We start from the raw sequence: 19,923 nt of genomic DNA on the forward strand, positions 1-19,923 counted from the left end.
CACAAAGCCGCCGCGCGTGCAACCGCTGTTCACAGATCGGGCAGCACCTGATCCGCCACGCCCCAGCCGGCGAGCGCGCGGCTGCCGGCGCGCTCGATCAGCGCAGCCGCGTCGCGCACGCCCCACTGGTTCGCATGGGTAAGGTCGCGCAATTCCGCCCAGCTCACCGGTGCCGCCACCGGCGCACCGGCGCGGGCACGCGCCACATAGGGCAGCACCGCCGTCGCCCCGCGCTGGTTGCGCAGCCAGTCGATGAAAATGCGGCCCTTGCGCTTCGCCTTGGACATGGTGGCGACGAACCGCTCCGGCTCGTTGGCGGCAAGCGCACGCGAGAAGCGATCGGCGAAGTCCTTCACCGCCGGCCACTCCGCCTGCGGGGTAAGCGGCACGACGACATGCACGCCCTTGCCACCCGACAGCATCGCGAAGCTGACGAGGCCGATTTCGGCGAGATGCTCTTTCAGATCCTCCGCCGCCTTGCGCACGATCTCGAAGCCGAGATCCTCGTCGGGATCGAGATCGAACACCATGCGGTCGGGCTGCTCCAGCGTGGCGACCGACGATCCCCAGCCGTGGAACTCGATCGTGCCCATCTGTACGCAAGCGACGAGGCCATCGGCATCGACGACATAGAGGTAGTTCTCGGTCGAACCATCCTTTTCGAGGATCGGCACCTGATGAACCTGATCGCCGAAGCTGCCCGCATCATGCTTCTGGAAGAAACACGCCTTGCCGCGCCCCTGCGGGCAGCGCACCAGGCTGATCGGGCGGTTGCCCGCCCACGGCAGCATGACGCCCGAGACCTGCGCGTAATAATCGGCGAGATCGCCCTTGGTGACGTCCGATTCCGGGAAGATCAGCCGCTCCCGGCTGCTGACGGTGACGTGAATTGCGGGGGTGACAGCCGCCACCTTTGCCTTCCTGCCCTTCGCGGAGGGCGGATCGGCATGGACGGGTACCTCGGCCACGACTTCGGCCGCCGCCTTGTCTTCGCGCAGGCCGATGAAGCTCGAATGACGCAGCACCCCATCGGGCGTCGTCTCGGCGAATGCCACCTCGGCGACGAGTTTGGGCGTCACCCAACGCGCGCCGCGCACCATCGCACGCGGCGCGGTGACGGTGGCGGTCTTGCGCTCCAGCTTCGCCAGTTTGCCCGACAGATCGTCGATCAACGCGGCGTTGAAGCCGGTGCCGACCTTGCCCGCATAGATCAGCCCGTCCGGGCCATGCAGCCCGAGCAGCAGCGAGCGAAATCCGCGCCCCTTGTCGGATGGCAACCAGCCGACGATGACGAACTCCTGCCGGCGGATGCATTTGATCTTGAGCCAGTCGGTGGTGCGCTTGCCGCGATAGGGCGCATCCGCGCGCTTGGAGACGACGCCTTCATAGCCTTCGCGGCACATCGTCTCAAACAATTGCTCACCGCTGCCGATGATGTGTTCAGAATATTGCAGCCGCGCGTCGGCACCTGCGAGCAGCGGGCGCAGCCGTTCCTTGCGATCGATATTGCTAAGACCCGAAATATCCTCGCCATCTATCTCAAGCAGGTCGAAGGCGAAGAACGTCATCTCGCCGCCAGCCGAGATCGCATCCTTCAGGGTGGAGAAATCCGGGCGACCGTCCTTGAACGCGACGATCTCGCCGTCGATCAGAGCGTCGGCCACGTCGAGCGTCGCCGCCGCCTCGGCGATGCCGGGGAATTTGTCGGTCCAGTCGAGGCCGCTGCGGGTGAACACCTTCGCCTTGCCGTTGGCGATGGCGACGAGTGCGCGGTAGCCGTCGTATTTCACCTCATGCAGCCAGCCCGACCCCGTCGGGACCGCATCGATCAGCGTGCAGAGCTGCGGCGCGCGGAAATCGGGCGCCTTGCCGGTGCGCGAGGCCTTGGCCGCCCCGCGCACGGCTTTGGTGCGCGAGGGTTTGGCGCGCTTCGACGGACTTGCGGCTGGACGGTGCGGTTTGGCGCCCTCGGCGATCTCCGCCATCGTGCGGCCGGTCTTCACGCTGGTCAGCGCGGTTTCGACCAACGCATCGGTCGCGCCCGCCGCCGCATCGTCGATCTTGCGGAGCAGCCAGTTCTCGGCCTTTTCCTTCCCGCGCGGCTTGAGGCGGATCAGCAGCCACTCGCCCTTCATGCGCTCGCCATTCAGGACGAAATGGAGATGGCCGTGCTCGATATCCTTCGCGGATTTGCCCGCGACCGGCGCCCAGGTGCCGTCATCCCACAGCATGACCGTGCCGCCGCCATATTCGCCCTTGGGGATCGTCCCCTCGAAATCGGCGTAGGACAGCGGGTGGTCCTCGGTCCGCACCGCCAGCCGCTTCTCATTGGGATCGAGGCTTGGGCCGCGCGTGACCGCCCAGCTTTTCAGCACGCCGTCGACCTCGATCCGGAAATCCCAGTGCAAGCGCGAGGCGTCGTGCTTCTGCACCATGAAGCGATTGCCGTGGCCGGGGGCGAGCGTACCGGCGGGCTCGGCGGTCTTCGCGAAGTCGCGCTTGGCGTTGTAGCGTTCGAGCGGATCGGGGGTCGCCATGCCACTTCGCCTCAAGCGCGCTTTTTCGCCGCCGGTTTGCGCGCTGGCGCCTTTTTGGCGGGCGCTTTCTCGTCCGCAGCCGCGCCGCTACGGCTCTCGACCGATTTCTTCAGTGCCGCCATCAGGTCGACCACGTTTGATCCACCCTTCTTCGGCGCGTCGCCCTCGGCCTCCTCGACCACCTTGCCGCCCTTGGCCTTGCGTTTGCGCTCGACCAGTTGCTTCAGCGCATCGACGTAACGATCGTGGAACTCCTGCGGGTGGAACGGCCCCGACTTCTTCGAGATCAGCGTCTCGGCGAGATCGAGCAGATCGTCGTCCGGCTTGCTTTCCGGAATGTCGCGGAAATACCCCTGCGCCTTGTGGACTTCGTCGGCATAACGCAACGTCTCCAGCACCATGCCGCGCCCGCAGGGTTTGAGGCTGACGACATATTCGCGGCCGCGCATGGCGAGTTGCCCCAAACCGACCTTCTTCGCGCGCCTGAGCGCCTCGCGCAGCACGATGAACGCTTCCTCGGCAAGATCGTCGGCGGGGACCACGAAATACGGCTTTTCGTAGTAGAGCACGTCGATCTCGTCGGCATCGACGAACTGGGTCAGCTCCAGCGTCTTCTTCGATTCGAGCTTCACCGCGTCGATCTCGTCCTGTTCGAGCAGGACGTAATTGCCCTTCTCGAACTCGAAACCCTTCATAATCTCGTCGGTGTCGACCGGGCCGACGCCGGTGACCACCTTCTCATAATGGATCGGCTTGCCGGTCGGTTCGTGGATTTGCTTGAAACTGATCTGCGCGCCCGATTTGGTGGCGCTGTAGATCTCCACGGGAATCGAGACGAGCGCGAGGCGGATCTGCCCCTGCCAATATGCGCGTGCCGCCATGTGCCGGTTCCTTCATTACGAAACCGATTCAATTCGCGGCGCGCGGAGTCGTTCCAGCGGTCGCCTGTTTAGTGGCGGGCGATCGCGTGCAGGTGCGCGTACAGCGCCTCGGTGTTGGCGCCCCAGGTGAAACGCTCCGCGCCCTTGCGCACCGCGGCGGGTGGGACCTTGGCGGCGAGCACGTCGGCGATCGCGCGTGCGAACGCCGACGCGTCACGCCCGACAACCCGCCCGTAGCCGGGTTCGGTCACCACCTCGCCCGCGCCGCCGGCATCGGTGATGACGACCGGGGTTCCGCAGGCGAGCGCCTCGACCCAGGCATTGGCGAGCCCTTCGGACGAGGAGGCGAGCGCCATCACGTCCCCGGCCGCGACCAGCGCCGGGAGATCACCATGCGGAATCGGCCCGAGCAACCGCACCCGGTCGCCGACCCCAAGCGCGGCGATTTGCGCCTCCAGCATGCCCCGCGCTCCATCCGACCCGGCGATCAGCAGCGCGACGCCGGGCAGCGCAGCGACCGCGTCGATCACCACGTCATGCCCTTTACGCGGGATCAGCGCGCCGACGGAGACGACCAGCGGCCCGGTCACGCCATGGGCGGCCTTCGCCGATGTCCGCTCGCGCGGCGCGAAGCAATCGAGATCAACGCCGGTGTGATGAACGCGAATTTTCGATTCGGGGATGCCGATCGCCGCCATGTCGCCCCGCATCGCCTGCGATACCGCGAGCAGCCCGTCCGCCGCCTGTCCCGCCGCGATCACCTGCCGGGCGGTGGCGGGCGCGGTGCCCCAATGGTGAATGTCCGCGCCACGCGCCTTGATCGACACCGGCACACCGAAATGCCTACCGAGCGCAACCGCCGCCGGACCGTCGGGGAAGAAGAACTCCGCGTCGATCACGTCGAACGCGAAATCGCGGCGGAGGTCGGTCAGCACCGGCACCAGCGCACGCGTCAACGCCGCGGCGTGGAAGCGACCGCGCGTGCCCGGCACGGTGGTGAAGCGCGGGCGGCGCACGTCCAGCCCTTTCCACGTCTCCCGCGCCCGCAGCGCGGCGAGCGGCGCGTAGTGGCCGTGTCGAGACAGCGGCCAGGGCGGGAGCCCGACCGGCGCAACCACCCGCAGATCAACGGCGGGGTGCGCGGCAAGCCCAAGTGTCTGCCGTTCGACGAACACGCCGAGGTTCGGCGCGGCGGCGTGCGGAAACAGCGTGGCGAGGGTCAGGACGCGGAGCATGCCGCCCGCCCTAGCGCCCGAAGGTTAAGGGTGCGCTGCCGGAGCGCACCCTAGCTCAGATCCGCTTGTCGCCGGGATAGGTCAGCAACACGTCGGCACCGGCTTCCGCGACGACATGACACGCACCGGTCAGCGTGACGCATTCGCCGGCTTTCCATGCCACGCCGTCCGCCACGCCCGAACCGGTGACAGGCACCAGCCACGCCATCACCCCGTCCGGCAGCGTGATGTCGCGCGCGCCGCCGCCGAACCGTTCGATCACAAACTTCGGCCCTTCGGCGAGGATCGTGCGGTCCTTGCCCGCGGACACCGAATCGGGCGCAGGCGTGGGTAGCGGGACAAACGGGACCGGGTTCGACGCGGCGACGCCGGCATCGAGGTGCAGTTCGCGGTCGCTGCCGTAATCGTACAGGCGATAGGTGAGATCAACGTTCTGCTGAAGCTCTATCACCGTCAGCCCCTTGCCGATCGCGTGGACGGTTCCGGCCTGCGAATAATAGAACTCGCCCGCTTTCACCGGTTTCCAGTCGAGCTTGTGCTCGATCGACCCGTCGAGCGACGCCGCGCGCAGCTCGTCCTTGGTCATCGGTTCTAGCGTGCCGAGCGCGATCGTCGCATCCGGCTCGGCCGCGAGGATCAGCCACGCCTCGTCCTTGCCGCGTGGATAGCCGGCGGCGCGTGCCTCGGCATCATCGGGATGGACCTGCACCGACAGCCGGTCGCTGGTGAACAGATATTTGATGAGCAGTTCGGGCTCACCGGCATGGGGCGTCTGGAACCAGACCTCACCGATTGGCGGTGAATCCGGTGCCGGATCGGGAAAGCCGGGCCACAGGTCGTGCCTGCCCCAGGGCTTTTCGACGCGCTTGGTTGCCAGAAGAGTCGCCGTCATCGGATGTCCCATATTCGTTTCGCGGTTGTCCTAGCGGCAACGCACGGCTCCCGCCATCCGATCCGTGGCCGAAACGCGGCGCGGATACGGCTTTTTTTGAGGGGGATTGTTAGCGCGTCCGGCGTTCGGCTAAGGGTGCACGCGATGCGTATCCCACTGTCTCGCTCGATCGCGCTTGCGCTCATTGCCGCCTCGGCGCTTCCTGTCGCCGGCTGTGCCGGTCGCGGCAAGGCGAACGCGGATATTCCCTATGTCGCGCGCGACGTTGGCACGCTGTATACGGCGGCGCGCAAGCGGCTCGATATGGGCCAGTACAAGATAGCCGCCGCGCTGTTCGACGAGGTCGAGCGCCAGCACCCCTATTCGATCTGGGCGCGCCGCGCGCAGTTGATGAGCGCGTTCAGCTATTATCTCGCGCATGATTACACCAATTCGATCCAGGCGGCGCAGCGCTTCCTGTCGGTCCACCCCGGCAACCGCGATGCGCCCTATGCCTATTACCTGATCTCGCTCGGCTATTACGAACAGATCAGCGACGTGACGCGCGACCAGAAGATCACGCAACAGGCGCTCGATGCGCTGGGCGAACTGATGCGGCGCTATCCCAACAGCAAATACGCGCTCGACGCGCGGCTGAAGGTCGATTTGGTGCGCGATCACCTTGGCGGCAAGGAGATGGAGATCGGGCGCTTCTACGAACGGCGCGGCCAGTGGCTGGCGGCGTCGATGCGCTTCCGTACCGTGATCGACGAGTACCAGACCACCACGCATACGCCCGAGGCGCTGATGCGGCTGACCGAATGCTATCTCGCGCTCGGTACGCGCGAAGAGGCGGAGAAGGCGGCGGCGGTGCTCGGCGCGAACTATCCGGGAACGCCGTGGTATCAACGTGCGTACAAGCTGATGCAGGAACATCCGGTCAAGCCGGCTGCGAAGAAGGCCTGATCGTCAGGCCGTAGGGGCTGACATGCTGACCTCGCTATCCATTCGCGACGTGGTGCTGATCGAGGCACTCGACCTCGATTTCCACGAAGGGCTCGGCGTCCTCACCGGCGAAACCGGCGCGGGCAAGTCGATCCTGCTCGATTCGCTTGGGCTGGCGCTGGGCGCGCGGGGCGATTCGGGCCTGGTGCGCCAGGGTGCCGCACAGGCGGTGGTGACCGCCGTCTTCGATACGCCACACGGCGCCGGCCCGATCGCTGCGTTGCTCGCGGACAATGGCCTCGACGTCGAGCCGGGCGAGCCACTGATCGTGCGCCGCGTGGTGAAGGCCGATGGCGGCAGCCGGGCGTTCGTCAACGGCTCCCCCGCACCCGCCGCCTTGCTGCGCGAACTCGGCACGCACCTGGTCGAGATCCACGGCCAGCATGACGATCGCGGGCTGCTCGCCGCCACTGGCCACCGCGCGTTGCTCGACAGTTTCGCGCGAATCGACATCGGCACCGCTGCCCGCACGCACCGCGCGTTCCGCGAAGCGGAAGACGCGCTGCTGGCGGCACGCGCCGATCTCGACACGCAGGAGCGCGATCGCGAATGGCTCGAACATGCCGTCGCCGAGTTGCGCGGCTTCGCCGCCGAGCCTGGCGAGGAGGAGGAACTCGCCACCCGCCGCGCCGGCATGCAGCGCGGCGAGAAGATCGCCGGTGACCTTCAGGCGGTGGCGGATCTGCTCGACGGATCCGACGGCGGGCTCGCGCGGCTGCGGCAGGCGGCACGCATCCTCGAACGGCTGTCGGAGGATCACGAGGCGCTGGCCGAGGCGCTGGAGGCGATCGACCGCGCGATCAACGAGGCGAGCGCCGCGCAGGACGGCATCGATACCGCCGCACGTGATATGGCGTTCGATCCCGCGCAATTGGAGGCGGACGAATCGCGCCTGTTCGACATGCGCGCGCTGGCGCGGAAACACCGCGTCCAGCCCGATGCACTGACGGAACTGACCGAGCAGCTCGGCGCGCGGCTTGACCTGCTGGAAAGCGGCGGGGCGGGGATCGCGGCGCTGGAGCGCGCAGTGGCCGAGACCGCCGCCGCCTATGACGATGCCGCCGCCACGCTGACAGCCGCGCGTACGCTTGCCGCCGCGCGGCTTGACGCGGCGGTAAAGGGGGAACTCGCACCGCTGAAGCTCGACGCGGCGCGCTTCCGCACCGTCGTCGCGCCGCTGTCGCCCGCGCAGTGGAGCCCGAGCGGCAAGGACCGTGTCGAGTTCGAGATCTCGACCAATCCGGGCGCGCCGTTCGCGCCGCTGGTCAAGATCGCCTCGGGCGGCGAACTGTCGCGCTTCATCCTCGCGCTGAAGGTCGCGCTGGCCGAGGAAGGTGCCGCCGCGACGATGGTGTTCGACGAGATCGATCGCGGCGTCGGCGGTGCGGTGGCGAGTGCGATCGGTGAACGGCTGGCACGGCTCGCCCGCCGCACGCAGTTGCTGGTGGTGACGCACAGCCCACAGGTGGCGGCGCGCGGGCACCAGCACCTGCTGATCGCCAAGAGTCACGACGGCACCGTCACCCGCACTGGCGTGCGCGCGCTCGACGATGCCGAACGCCGCGAGGAGATTGCGCGCATGCTGTCCGGCGCGACCATCACGCCGGAGGCGCGCGCGCAGGCCGAACGGCTGCTGGAGACGGCCTGAGCCCGCGTTCGAGCGATCAGAACGCCTTCTTCAACGTCACCATGATGCGCTTGTCGGGCTTGCCGTCCGGCGTCGTTTCCTGCGCGACATAGGCGTTACCGTCGACGCTGCCGACGCGGAAGCCCAGCCCGGGCCCGTTGTTGCGATGGTACGCGTCCGGCACCGGCCGCAGCCGGAACTGCTCGGGATCGGTTCGCCCGCACACGATGATCTCGCCGTTCGCATCGGTCCCGCCGCGACAGCGTGGCGGCGCGACCTTCGGACCGGCCTCGCCGATCGGCGACGCACCGATGGGCACGGCCTGAGCCAACAGGGCGAGCAGCAACAGCATTGCGGACACCCTACCATGAGACGCACACCCGCCCAACAGCATTAGAGGGCGACAGCGCACACCGGGCGTGCTACAACACCGGCATCCCGCGAATTCGCCCACAAGCATCGCCGGGACTGAGAGACCTCCCGCGCTCCCGCTTGTTACAGCGACGGATGCGGTTCTTGTTTCTCCACTGCTCCTTTCAGGTTTCGTGCGACCGCCACTTGGCGATCGTACGCGCGTGCTCGCCGATCGGCTGAGCGCCACGTCATCGGGCACGCCGGCCAGGGCCGGACGGCGCGCCCGCCTTTGATCCCGGCCCTGCGGCGACGCTTTTCAAGCGCTGTCGATTCTCAAGGAAGTACACTCATGCCGATTGGCACCGTAAAATTCTTCAACGCCGACAAGGGCTATGGTTTCATCGCGCCGGAAGACGGCGGCAACGACGCCTTCGTCCACATCAGCGCGGTTGAAGCCGCTGGCATGCGCACGCTCGACCGCGAGCAGCGCGTGAATTACGAACTGGAGCAGGATCGTCGCGGCAAGGTGTCCGCCGTCAATCTGAGCGCAGCGTAAACGGACCGAGCGGCGTCGATAAGCGGCGCCGCTCGACCTTCCCCTTTCAAGGAGACGCGCGATGAACACCACCGTAATGTTCTACCAGGACCGTGCCCGTCAGGCGCATGCCGACGCCGCATCCGCCAAGCTGGACAACGTCCGTGATCGTTGGCTGCGCGCCGCGAAAGCCTGGGACGAGATGGCGAACCGCGCCGAAAAAACCGCCGAGCGTCGCAGCGTAAACGAAGATGCAAAACTCTCGGCTGAGATGACGGCGGACGATTGATCTGCCTCCGGGCGTGGTCGGGATCGGGCATCTGCAACACCCCGAGCGCGCCTGACTGACCATATCCACGCGAACGCACAGGGATTGCGGCCGAGACAGGATCGCCGCTTGATCCACCGCCCCGCTCTCCGCTAGCCCGGCGCGATGCCGACGCCGCTGCCCGAAACCGAAGACGCCGCCACCGCTGAGCTTGCCGCGCTCGCCGCCGCGATCGCGCACCACAACCAGCTGTACCATACCGACGACGCCCCCGAGATTTCGGATGCCGACTATGACGCTTTGGTGCGCCGCAACGCCGCGATCGAGGCGGCCTTCCCGCAGTTGATCCGCGCCGATTCGCCAAGCGTCCAAGTTGGAGCCGCGCCCGCCGGACATCTCGCCAAGGTCGCACACGCCCGGCCGATGTTCAGCCTCGACAATGCGTTCAACGCCGAAGAGGTCGCCGATTTCCTCGGCCGCGTGCGCCGCTACCTCAAGCTTGCCGACGATGACGCGGTGGCGCTCACCGCCGAGCCCAAAATCGACGGCCTGTCCTGTTCGATCCGCTACGAGAACCGCCGCCTCGTTCGAGCGCTCACCCGTGGCGATGGCCAGATCGGCGAAGACGTTACCGCCAACGTCCGCACCATCGCCGACATTCCGCCCACGCTGCCCGACGATGCGCCCGACGTGTTCGAGGTGCGCGGCGAGGTCTATATGGCGAAGGACGATTTCGCCGCATTGAACGCGCGTCTGCTGGCGGAGGCGGAAGGCACATCGCGGGAGGCGCGCCAGTTCGCCAACCCGCGCAACGCCGCCGCCGGGTCGCTGCGCCAGAAGGATGCTGCCGTCACGCGCGAGCGGCCGCTGCGGTTCTTCGCCTGGGGCTGGGGCGAGACGTCCGATTTGCCCGGTGATACGCAAAGCGCGGTAATCGCGGCGATCCGCGCCTGGGGCTTCCCCGTCGCCGAGGCGTTCCGGCCGGGCGGGACACTGGAAGACGCGCTTGCCACCTATGCCCGGATCGAGGCCGAGCGTGCGGACCTGCGGTTTGATATCGACGGCGTGGTGTACAAGGTCGATCGGCTCGACTGGCAGCAGCGGTTGGGCTTCGTCGGTCGGGCGCCGCGTTGGGCGATCGCGCACAAATTTCCCGCGCAACAGGCGCAAACCACGCTGGAGCGGATCGACATCCAGGTCGGGCGCACCGGCAAGCTCACCCCGGTCGCGCGTCTTACTCCCGTCACCGTCGGCGGCGTCGTCGTCACCAACGCGACGCTGCACAACGCCGATGAGATCGCGCGGCTCAACGTCTGGCCCGGCGACCGCGTCGTTCTGCAACGCGCCGGCGACGTCATCCCGCAGATCGTCGACAATCTGTCACGGGACGAATCGCGGGGGGCATGGCCCTTCCCCGCGCAGTGTCCCGAATGCCACAGTGCCGCCGAGCGCGAGCCGGGCGAGGTCGATTTCCGCTGCTCGGGCGGGCTGATCTGTCCGGCGCAGCGCGTCGAGCGATTGCGGCACTTCGCGTCGCGCCATGCGCTCGATATCGAGGGGCTCGGCATCACCAATGTCGAGAGCTTCGTCCGCGATGGGCTGATCCATACCCCCGCCGACATCTACCGGCTCACCAAGGAAGCGTTGCTGGCGCGCGAGCGCTGGGCCGAGATCTCCGCGCAGAACCTGATCGACGCGATCGACGCCAAGCGCGCGCCCCCGCTCGATCGGTTCCTGTTCGCGCTAGGCATCCGGCATGTCGGTGAGATCACCGCGCGCGACCTGGCGCGGCGATACCGGACCTGGGCCGCGTTCCAAGACATGATCGCGCGCATGGCGGCGCGGCGCGTGGACCTGAAGCCGGCACTGGGCGAGAGCGACGAGAAGTTCCTGGCGCGCACCGCCAGGGAGCTGGCGGCGATCGTGGAAACGCCGGGCATCGGTCCCGAGGTCGCGCTGGCGCTCGCCGATTTCTTCGCGGAAGAGCACAACACGCAGGCGGTCGCCGATCTGCTCGGTCAGGTCACACCGGCCGAACTGGTGCATGAAACGCGCGAATCCCCGGTCACCGGCAAGACTATCGTGTTCACCGGCACACTTGAAACGATGAGCCGCGACGAGGCCAAGGCGCAAGCCGAGGCGCTGGGCGCGCGCGTGTCCGGCTCCGTTTCGGCGAAGACCGATCTGGTGGTCGCAGGTCCGGGCGCCGGCTCCAAACTGAAGAAGGCCGGCGACCTCGGTATCGAGGTGATCGACGAGGCGGCTTGGGCCGCGATCGTGGCGGCCAGCACCTGATACGGCATGCGGCCGACCCGGCCGGTGTGATGTTTTTTTGCAACGCAGCGGAACTAACCGGCATCCGGGGCTGGCGCATGAGCCCATTGTCATTTTACTTAAACATTCGGACGTCAGGGGGCCGGGTGACGGCGTAGACGCCGCGTCCAGATGATCGCGTGTCCGCCAAAGCGATAAGATAACAGGGGTACCCAATGCGTAATACACTGCTTTTTAGCGTGGCGACGGCTGCGCTGCTTGTCCCGGGCGCGGCACTCGCCCAGACGACCGGCGCCGCCGACATCGATAATCAGGATATAGTCGTGAAGGGTTCGCGCAACACTTCCGTTGCGGGCATCCAGATTCCCGACACACCCAAGACGCGTCAGGTGCTGACGCAGGAATTCATTAAAAAGCAGGTTCCCGGCCAGTCGATCGACGAGATCATCAACCAGATGCCGGGCGTCAGTTTCCAGAACAACGATCCATATGGCTCGTCGGGGGGCCGCCTGACCATCCGCGGTTTCGGTCCGGATCGTATCTCGCAGACGATCGACGGCATTCCGACCAACGACACCGGCAACTACGCGCTGTATTCAAACCAGCAGATCGCGCCCGAACTGATCGACCAGGTCAACGTCACGCTGGGTTCGACCGACATCGATAGCCCGACCGCCTCGGCCTCGGGTTCCACCGTCGCCTATCGCACGATCACGCCGACCGACGACTTCCATGCACGCCTGATGGGTTCGATTGGCGACTTCAACTTTCATCGGATCTTCGGCCTGGTCAACACCGGCGTGTTTACCCCGTGGGGCACCAAGGCTTGGTTCTCTGCCAACAATGCCATCAACGACGTGATCTTCTCGAACTTCGGCAAGATCAAGAAGGACGAATACGACGCCAAGATCTATCAGCCGATCGGCTCCAACGGAGACTTCATCTCGATAGCCGGCAGTTACAACGTCAATCGCAATAACAACACGCCCGATTTCCGGCTCGTCAACAATCCGGCACTGCCGGTCAACGGCACGTCGAGCGGCCGCATTCCGTCCAGCCTCGCCGAAGCGTTCGCATTCAACAGCCCGCGTTGCACCACCGACGTTCCGCAGGCCGGCGTTGCCGATGTCCCGAACACCTGCGGCACGCTGTACGAACAGAACGTAAACCCATCGAACACGGGATCAGTACGTATCAACTCGCGCTTCACTCTGGCGCAGGGCCTCGTTCTCACGGTTGATCCGAACTTCCAGTACACCAAGGCAAACGGCGGATCGTATGGCGTCAGCGCGAACGAGACGGCTGGCCCGGGCGGATACCTCGGCTACGTCGCGGGCAACTATTATTACGGTCGCGATCTGAACGGTGATGGTGATCGTCTAGACAAGGTCGAACTCGATCAGACTAGCCAGACCGTGACGCACCGTTGGACGATAAATGCCTCGCTGCGCTATGACATCACCGACACGCAGACGGTTCGCGTCGCCTATTCGCACGATTACGGCCGTCACCGGCAGAGCGGCGAAGGCATCAACCTGCTGCTGAACGGCCAACCGCAGGACGTCTTCCCGCTCAACAGCCCTCTGCTCGCCTCGAACGGCATCGCCGTCCAAAAGCGTAATCGCATCTCCTACGCGGTGCTCGATCAAGCTTCGGCCGAATATCGCGGCAAGTTCTTCGACGACGCGCTGTCGCTGACTGCCGGCGTGCGCGTGCCGTGGTTCAAGCGCAACCTGAAGAACTATTGCTACACCACCTCGGTTAGCGGCAACGTCTCATGTATCGCCGGCGATGCTGCTACGGTAGCGGCCTACGGCGCGACCGGCCCGTACAACTTCACCCAGAACGCTGCCGGCAATGCGGTTCCGACCGGCTTTGCCCCCCCTCAGTTCCGCCAGTTCACCTACAACAAGGCGTTGCCGAGCGCGGGCATCCAGTACAAGTTCGCGGGCGCCTTCCAGGTGTACGGCAGCTACTCGAAGGGCCTGCAGGTTCCGGGTACGGATAACCTGTACCAGTCGTTCTATTACCCGGTCGGCGTCCAGTCGCCGGTGCCGGAAGTGACCGACAACTTCGATGCCGGTATCCGCTACACCACCAGCAAGATCCAGGCGCAGGTCGGCCCGTGGTACTCGCTTTTCACCAACCGTCTTGCCTCGTCGTACGATCCGCTGCTCGACCAGACGACCTACCGCAACCTCGGCAAGGTCAAGAAGTACGGCGTCGACGGCAGCATTTCGTATCAGCCGGTAAAGGCGCTCTCGCTCTACGCGTTCGGGTCGTACCTGAAGTCGGAAATTCAGGATAACGTCTTGGGCGGCACCTGCGGCGCTACAAACGTGACCTACGGCACGTTCGGCTGCACCACGCTCGGCGCGGACTATTACCTTGCCACGAAGGGCAAGCGCGAAGCCGGTGCGCCGACCTACACGTTCGGTGGTCGCGCCGAAGTGGATGTCGCACCGTTCAGCGTCGGCATTCAAGCGAAGCGTACCGGACCACGCTACATCAACGACCAGAATCTGCCGGTGTACAGCAACGTCGACATCCGCAACCCGACGACGACACAGTATTACGGCAGCAAGGCGCCTGCGTATACGGTCGTTGATCTAGACGCGCGCGTCTCGCTGGGCTGGGCCGGTCTTAACGATCGCACCTACTTCCAGTTGAACGTCACCAACCTGTTCAACGAATATTACGTCGGCAACCTGGGGAACTCGAACTCCTCTTACACGAGCGTGCCGTTCACCTACCTCGGCTCGCCGCGCACGATCAGTGGTTCGCTTAACGTCGAATTCTGATCGCCCGACGCATCAGGACACGCGATCCGGCCGCCGTTCCCGAAAGGGAGCGGCGGTTTCGTTTTGGAGGCTTTATGACAGCCCCCTTCCCGTCCGGCGCCAATTAAGCTATCGGCGCCCGCAATCTCTTCTCTCTCAAAGCATCGGGCATTTTCATGAGCCTTCGCAATATTGCGATCATCGCGCACGTCGATCACGGCAAGACCACCCTCGTCGACCAGTTGTTCCGCCAGTCCGGCACGTTCCGCGAAAACCAGCGCATCGAAGAGCGCGCGATGGATTCGAACGACCTCGAAAAAGAGCGTGGCATCACCATTCTCGCCAAGCCGACCTCGATCGAATGGGATGACGGCAGCGGCACGCTGACCCGCATCAACATCGTCGACACCCCCGGCCACGCCGACTTCGGCGGCGAGGTCGAGCGGATCCTGTCGATGGTCGACGGCGTCGTCCTGCTGGTCGATTCGTCGGAAGGCGCGATGCCGCAGACCAAGTTCGTGACCGGCAAGGCGCTCGCGCTCGGCCTCAAGCCGATCGTGGTCGTCAACAAGGTCGATCGCCCCGACGAACGTATCCAGGAGGTGCTTGACGAAGTGTTCGACCTGTTCGTCTCGCTCGACGCGACCGACGAGCAGCTCGACTTCCCGGTGCTCTATGCTTCGGGCCGCAACGGCTATGCGAGCGAGGACCCCGCGCGCCGCGAAGGCACGCTGACCCCGCTGTTCCAGAAGATCGTCGATCACGTGCCGCCGCCCTCGGCCGATCCGGATGGCCCGTTCAAGTTCCTCGTGACGCTGCTCGACCGTGACAACTTCCTCGGCCGTATCCTTACCGGCATGGTCTATTCGGGTTCGGTCAAGACCAACATGCCGATCCATGCGCTCGACAACGACGGCAACGTGGTCGAGACCGGCCGCGCCTCCAAGATCCTGACCTTCCGCGGCCTTGATCGCGTGCCGACCGACGAGGCGAACGCGGGCGACATCATCTCGATCGCGGGCCTGACCACCGCGACCGTCTCGAACACGATCTGCGACCCCGCCGTGAGCGAGCCGCTCCACGCCCAGCCGATCGATCCGCCGACGCTGTCGATGCGCTTTGCGGTCAACGATTCGCCGATGGCGGGCCGCGAGGGCAGCAAGGTGACGAGCCGCATGATCCGCGACCGCCTCGCTCGCGAAGCCGAGTCGAACGTTGCCATCAAGGTGACCGAGAGCGAGGACAAGGACAGCTTCGAAGTCGCCGGTCGCGGCGAGCTTCAGCTCGGCGTGCTGATCGAGACGATGCGCCGCGAAGGTTTCGAGCTCGGCATCAGCCGCCCGCGCGTGCTGTTCGGCGAGGATGAGGCCGGCAAGAAGACCGAGCCCTACGAAGTCGTCATCATCGACGTGGACGAGGAATATTCGGGCACGGTCGTCGAGAAGATGAACCTGCGCAAGGCCGAGATGACCGACATGCGCCCGAGCGGTGGTGGCAAGACCCGCATTACCTTCTCCGCGCCGTCGCGCGGCATGATCGGCTATCACGGCGAGTTCCTGTCGGACACGCGCGGCACCGGCATCATGAACCGGCTGTTCGAGAAGTACGGCCCGCACAAGGGCACCATCGAGGGCCGCAAGAACGGCGTGCTGATCTCGAATGGCCTTGGCGAAGCACAGGGTTATGCGCTGGGTCCGCTCGAAGAGCGCGGCGTGTTGTTCGTCGGCCACGGCGAGGCGCTGTACGAGGGCATGATCATCGGTGAGAACGCCAAGACCGGCGATCTCGAAGTCAACCCGATGAAGGCGAAGCAGCTCACCAACTTCCGCGCTTCCGGCGGCAAGGACGATGCGATCCGCCTCACCCCGCCGAAGAAGATGACGCTGGAACAGGCGATCGCCTATATCGACGACGACGAGATGGTCGAAGTGACGCCGAAGAACATCCGCCTGCGCAAGCGCTATCTCGATCCGAACGAGCGCAAGCGCCAGAGCCGCTCGAAGGCCGCCTGACCGTCGCCGTAGCGCAAGCTACGGCGCGGGCCGCTCAGGCGGCCCGGCCGGCGTCGCTCAAGCGGCGTCCGACGACGCGGCTTTGCCGCGGCGGCCCGACACCATCCGTGCGATGTTGGTCATGACCGGCATGTAGCTAAAACGAACATAATGATGACGAGGCCCGCGGCACCACAGTGCGGCGGGCCTCAACATATTTAGGCTTGCGCCGGACTGCGGTAGCGCGCGGCCGGCTCACGGCGGCTCAGCACCGTGGCGAGGTTCTGGCGCTCGGTATCAAGCGCCTGCCAGCGCGGCAGCTCCGCATCGGCGAGCGGCGGGATCGTCACGGTTTCACGCGCATCGAAACCGGCAAGCGCCGCGTCGACGAGATCGCCGACCGCCATCACCATCTCCGCCGGCATTGCTTCGACATCCTTGCCCGACCGTTCCCATATTTCGGTGCGCGTCGCGCCGGGCAGTACCGCCTGCACGTACGGCCCCTTGTCGCCATAGTGCGCGGCCAGGCTCTGGCTGAGGTTGAGCAGATAGGCCTTGCTGCCCGAATAGACGCCATCGAACGTCTCCGCCATCAGTGCCAGCACCGACGCGATGTTGACGATGGCGCCGCCTGCCTGACCGGCGGCCGCGCGCGCCACGAACGCCTTGCCGGCCGCACGCGCGAGCAGGGTCGGCGCGGTGATGTTGAGCGCGATGATCCGCGCGACATCGGCGGCCGACGCGGTGAAAAGATCGCCGTCGAGCGCCATGCCGGCATTGTTGACGAGCAGCGTGATCCCCGCATCATCGGCAAGCCGCGCGGCGACGGTGGCGACATCGGCAGAGTCGGTAAGGTCGGCGCGCAGCACGGTAACGGTCCGGCCGGTCTCGTCACGCAGCCGCCGGGCGAGCGCCTCCAACCGGGCGGTATCACGCGCGACGAGGATAAGATCGTAACCGCGGGCGGCAAGCCGGTCGGCATAGACCGCGCCGATGCCTGCGGATGCGCCGGTGACGAGTGCGGTTTCGTTGAGAACGTTGGCCATGGAATCTCCTCGACACCCAGCACGACGCCAGGTGACTTGCGTTTTAATAGGTACTGACTATCTCTTTGCAATGGACGTAGAGAAACTTTCCGGTGGGCAGTGTGCGATCGGACGCAGCATCGCGCGGGTCGGCGACGCTTGGAGCATGCTGGTGCTGCGCGATGCCGGGCTCGGCCAGACACGCTTCGATGGGTTCCAGAAGAGCCTGGGCATCGCTCCCAATATCCTCACCCGCCGGCTCTCGGCGCTGGTCAAGGCCGGGCTGTTCGAACGGCGGCGCTATAGCGAGCGGCCGCCGCGCGATGAATATGTGCTGACGGCAGCGGGGCGCGACTATGTGTCGATCCTGCTGATGCTCGGCGGCTGGGCGCGGACGCATTTTGGCGACGAAGGGACGAGCCGACCGATCGACCGAGCAACCGGCCGCACGATTCACCCGGTGGTGGTAGATGCGGAAACCGGCATGCCGCTCACCGACATGGATATTGGGCTGGAAATGCCGACGCGCTGATCCGGCGCGTGCGTGCCATCTTCCCTTCGCAACATGATCGGCTAAGCTGCTCGCAACAGGGGGAGTATGTCATGGTTGGTGGGCGCATCGTTTCGTCTTTGCTGGTTCTCGCAATGCTGTCGTCGTGCAGCGGCGGCGATGGCGGTAGCGGCTCCGGGCCAAGTGCCAGCACGCCGACCCCTACGCCCAGCCCGACCGCGACCCCTACCCCCACCGCCGCCGCCGGCTGCAGCTTGCGGGAGCGGCAGAGCTGGGCGGCAGCGCAGCTCAACGAGTGGTATCTGTTCCCCGAGACGCTGCCCGCCAGCCTAGACCCGACGCCGTATTCGACGCTGTCCGACTATGTTGACGGTCTTACCGCCACCGCGCGCGCACAGGGACGCGACCGCTATTTCACCTATGTCACGTCGATCTCGGCGGAGAATGCCTATTACGCATCCGGATCGAGCGCCGGTCTGGGCGTACGGCTGACCGCCGACACCAATGCGCGCCGGCTGTTCATCGCCGAAGCGTTCGAGGGTGCGCCCGCGCTCGCCGCCGGGATCGACCGGGGCACCGAGATCCTCGCGATCGGCACGAGCGCCGCGAACCTCCAGAGCGTGTCGAGCATCATGGCTGCGAGCGGGACGCAGGGGCTGGTCGATGCGCTCGGCCCCGACACCAATGGCACGACGCGCGTGCTGAGCGTTGGCGATGCCGCCGGCACCCGCACGGTGACGCTCACCAAGACCACCTACGATGTCGCGCCGGTATCGACCCGCTACGGCGCGAGCGTGATCAACGATGCCGGGCACAAGGTCGGCTACATCAACCTGCGCACGTTCATCACGCCGGCGGAAGGCGCGATGCGGGACGCCTTCGCCACGTTCCGCGCGGCCGGGATCACCGAGGTGATCGTCGATCTGCGCTACAACGGCGGTGGTTTGCTCTCGACCGCGCAGGTGCTCGGCAATCTGCTTGGCGGCAACCGCTCGACCTCGGACGTCTTCGCCTATCAGACGTTCCGGCCGGAAAAGGCGTCGGAGAACGAGACCGACCTGTTCGCCCCGCAAGCCCAGTCGATCTCGCCCACGAAGATCGCCTTTATCGGCATGGGCGGCACGGCATCGGCGAGCGAACTCGTCATCAACGCCTTCCCGCCGTACCTGCACGCCAATGCCGCTCTGATCGGCACCAACACCTATGGCAAGCCGGTCGGCCAGATCGCGCTCGACAAGGCGGCGTGCGACGACCGGCTGCGCGTAATCTCGTTCGCGCTCCAGAACGCGGCGCACAATGCGAACTACTTTAACGGCCTCGCCGCGACGATGGAGAAGACCTGTCAGGCGGGCGACGACCTCACCCACAAGCTCGGCGACCCGCAGGAGGCTTCGATCCGCCAGTCGCTCGACTACATCGAGGGCAAGAGCTGCACCGCGATCGGCACCACCGCAAGCACCGCGAGCGCGTCTGTCCACGACACTGCGATCCGCTTCACCACGGCGGATGCGCCGGTGCAAACGCTGGTTGCACCCAACCGGCCCAGCCCGGCACAACGCGCCGTGCCGGGGCTGTTCTAAGCGGACCACGCGCCATGTTTACCCCCGCGAACCCGCGCCGTAGGCAGTTCGGGCTCGCGGGGGAGGACATCGCAATGCGATCGAACGTCCGGTTTCTGGCCATGTGCTCGACCCGAGCGGGCGTAGCGCTGATGCTTTCGGGCGGTTACCCCGCTTTAGCGCGAACGGTTGAAGTACAGCATCGCGGCAGCGACCGCCGCCGCGCCGGCGGCAAGGCTCATGATCAAGCGGCTGCTACCTTCGGGTTGCGTCACCGGCTTTGCCGCTTTCAGGTTGGCCGCAGCCTGTTTTGCCAGATCGTGCCGCGTGTCCTGAAGCTCCGCCGATTGCGCTGCCTTCAGCGGAAACGGAGAGATGGACTCCTTTGGCATCGGCGGGTTGTGATGCATCGTTCTAACTCCCAAGGCTGAACGTGCCAAACGCGGCGCCGCCACATTCGTGCCGCTCCC

At 65.9% G+C, this 19,923-nt stretch carries 16 protein-coding genes; 9 read left to right on the forward strand and 7 right to left on the reverse strand.

Annotation, left to right across the window (positions count from 1 at the left end; translation table 11 throughout):
- Positions 1-29: 29 nt before the first annotated feature.
- The 4 genes from ligD to L8F97_RS06170 form a co-directional block, all read right to left on the reverse strand.
- Positions 30-2,537: a DNA ligase D gene (ligD, locus tag L8F97_RS06155; protein ID WP_242147586.1), complete on the reverse strand. Its 2,508-nt coding sequence runs from the start codon at positions 2,535-2,537 to the stop codon at positions 30-32.
- An 11-nt stretch (positions 2,538-2,548) separates the two neighbouring features.
- Positions 2,549-3,418 (reverse strand): Ku protein, encoded by an 870-nt coding sequence (locus L8F97_RS06160; RefSeq protein WP_242147587.1) that lies wholly within the window; start codon positions 3,416-3,418, stop codon positions 2,549-2,551.
- Positions 3,419-3,486: 68 nt separating this feature from the next.
- Positions 3,487-4,653: a glycosyltransferase gene (locus L8F97_RS06165; protein WP_242147589.1), complete on the reverse strand. Its 1,167-nt coding sequence runs from the start codon at positions 4,651-4,653 to the stop codon at positions 3,487-3,489.
- A 55-nt stretch (positions 4,654-4,708) separates the two neighbouring features.
- Positions 4,709-5,545 (reverse strand): class I mannose-6-phosphate isomerase, encoded by an 837-nt coding sequence (locus L8F97_RS06170; RefSeq protein WP_242147591.1) that lies wholly within the window; start codon positions 5,543-5,545, stop codon positions 4,709-4,711.
- Positions 5,546-5,689: 144 nt separating this feature from the next.
- Between L8F97_RS06170 and L8F97_RS06175 the strand changes: the two genes are divergently transcribed.
- On the forward strand, positions 5,690-6,490 hold the full coding sequence (locus tag L8F97_RS06175; protein WP_242147593.1) for an outer membrane protein assembly factor BamD: 801 nt from the start codon (positions 5,690-5,692) through the stop codon (positions 6,488-6,490).
- A 22-nt stretch (positions 6,491-6,512) separates the two neighbouring features.
- The gene (gene recN / locus L8F97_RS06180) at positions 6,513-8,177 is read left to right on the forward strand and encodes a DNA repair protein RecN (protein WP_242147595.1); all 1,665 of its coding nucleotides are present in this window, start codon (positions 6,513-6,515) and stop codon (positions 8,175-8,177) included.
- A 16-nt stretch (positions 8,178-8,193) separates the two neighbouring features.
- Here recN and L8F97_RS06185 read toward each other — a convergent pair whose 3' ends face one another.
- Complete coding sequence (locus L8F97_RS06185) at positions 8,194-8,508, reverse strand: hypothetical protein (protein WP_242147597.1); 315 nt, start codon at positions 8,506-8,508, stop codon at positions 8,194-8,196.
- Positions 8,509-8,859: 351 nt separating this feature from the next.
- Here L8F97_RS06185 and L8F97_RS06190 point away from each other — a divergent pair, with 351 nt between their 5' ends.
- The 5 genes from L8F97_RS06190 (at position 8,860) to typA (ending at position 16,379) form a co-directional block, all read left to right on the forward strand.
- The gene (locus tag L8F97_RS06190; RefSeq protein WP_242147599.1) at positions 8,860-9,066 is read left to right on the forward strand and encodes a cold-shock protein; all 207 of its coding nucleotides are present in this window, start codon (positions 8,860-8,862) and stop codon (positions 9,064-9,066) included.
- Positions 9,067-9,127: 61 nt separating this feature from the next.
- A complete protein-coding gene (locus L8F97_RS06195) occupies positions 9,128-9,334 on the forward strand; it encodes a hypothetical protein (RefSeq protein ID WP_242147601.1) in 207 nt (68 codons plus the stop codon).
- 144 nt (positions 9,335-9,478) lie between these two features.
- A complete protein-coding gene (gene ligA, locus L8F97_RS06200) occupies positions 9,479-11,608 on the forward strand; it encodes an NAD-dependent DNA ligase LigA (protein WP_242147603.1) in 2,130 nt (709 codons plus the stop codon).
- A gap of 194 nt (positions 11,609-11,802) precedes the next feature.
- The gene (locus L8F97_RS06205) at positions 11,803-14,388 is read left to right on the forward strand and encodes a TonB-dependent receptor (RefSeq protein ID WP_242147605.1); all 2,586 of its coding nucleotides are present in this window, start codon (positions 11,803-11,805) and stop codon (positions 14,386-14,388) included.
- Positions 14,389-14,543: 155 nt separating this feature from the next.
- Complete coding sequence (gene typA, locus L8F97_RS06210) at positions 14,544-16,379, forward strand: translational GTPase TypA (RefSeq protein ID WP_242147607.1); 1,836 nt, start codon at positions 14,544-14,546, stop codon at positions 16,377-16,379.
- Positions 16,380-16,576: 197 nt separating this feature from the next.
- On the opposite strand, the gene L8F97_RS06215 is transcribed toward typA, so the two are convergent.
- Positions 16,577-17,404 (reverse strand): SDR family NAD(P)-dependent oxidoreductase, encoded by an 828-nt coding sequence (locus tag L8F97_RS06215; RefSeq protein WP_242147609.1) that lies wholly within the window; start codon positions 17,402-17,404, stop codon positions 16,577-16,579.
- Positions 17,405-17,474: 70 nt separating this feature from the next.
- On the opposite strand from L8F97_RS06215, the gene L8F97_RS06220 reads away from it, so the two are divergent.
- Together L8F97_RS06220 and L8F97_RS06225 are read left to right on the forward strand one after the other, a co-directional pair.
- Positions 17,475-17,915, forward strand: a complete 441-nt coding sequence (locus tag L8F97_RS06220) for a winged helix-turn-helix transcriptional regulator (RefSeq protein WP_242147611.1) — start codon at positions 17,475-17,477, stop codon at positions 17,913-17,915.
- A gap of 71 nt (positions 17,916-17,986) precedes the next feature.
- Positions 17,987-19,474, forward strand: a complete 1,488-nt coding sequence (locus L8F97_RS06225; RefSeq protein ID WP_242147613.1) for a S41 family peptidase — start codon at positions 17,987-17,989, stop codon at positions 19,472-19,474.
- Between the two features lie 155 nt (positions 19,475-19,629).
- Here the strand turns inward: L8F97_RS06225 and L8F97_RS06230 are convergent, their stop codons facing one another.
- Complete coding sequence (locus L8F97_RS06230) at positions 19,630-19,908, reverse strand: hypothetical protein (protein ID WP_242147615.1); 279 nt, start codon at positions 19,906-19,908, stop codon at positions 19,630-19,632.
- Positions 19,909-19,923: the final 15 nt, after the last annotated feature.

The sequence above is a fragment of the Sphingomonas sp. BAUL-RG-20F-R05-02 genome (genome assembly GCF_022662305.1).
In the GTDB taxonomy this organism is placed as follows: domain Bacteria; phylum Pseudomonadota; class Alphaproteobacteria; order Sphingomonadales; family Sphingomonadaceae; genus Sphingomonas.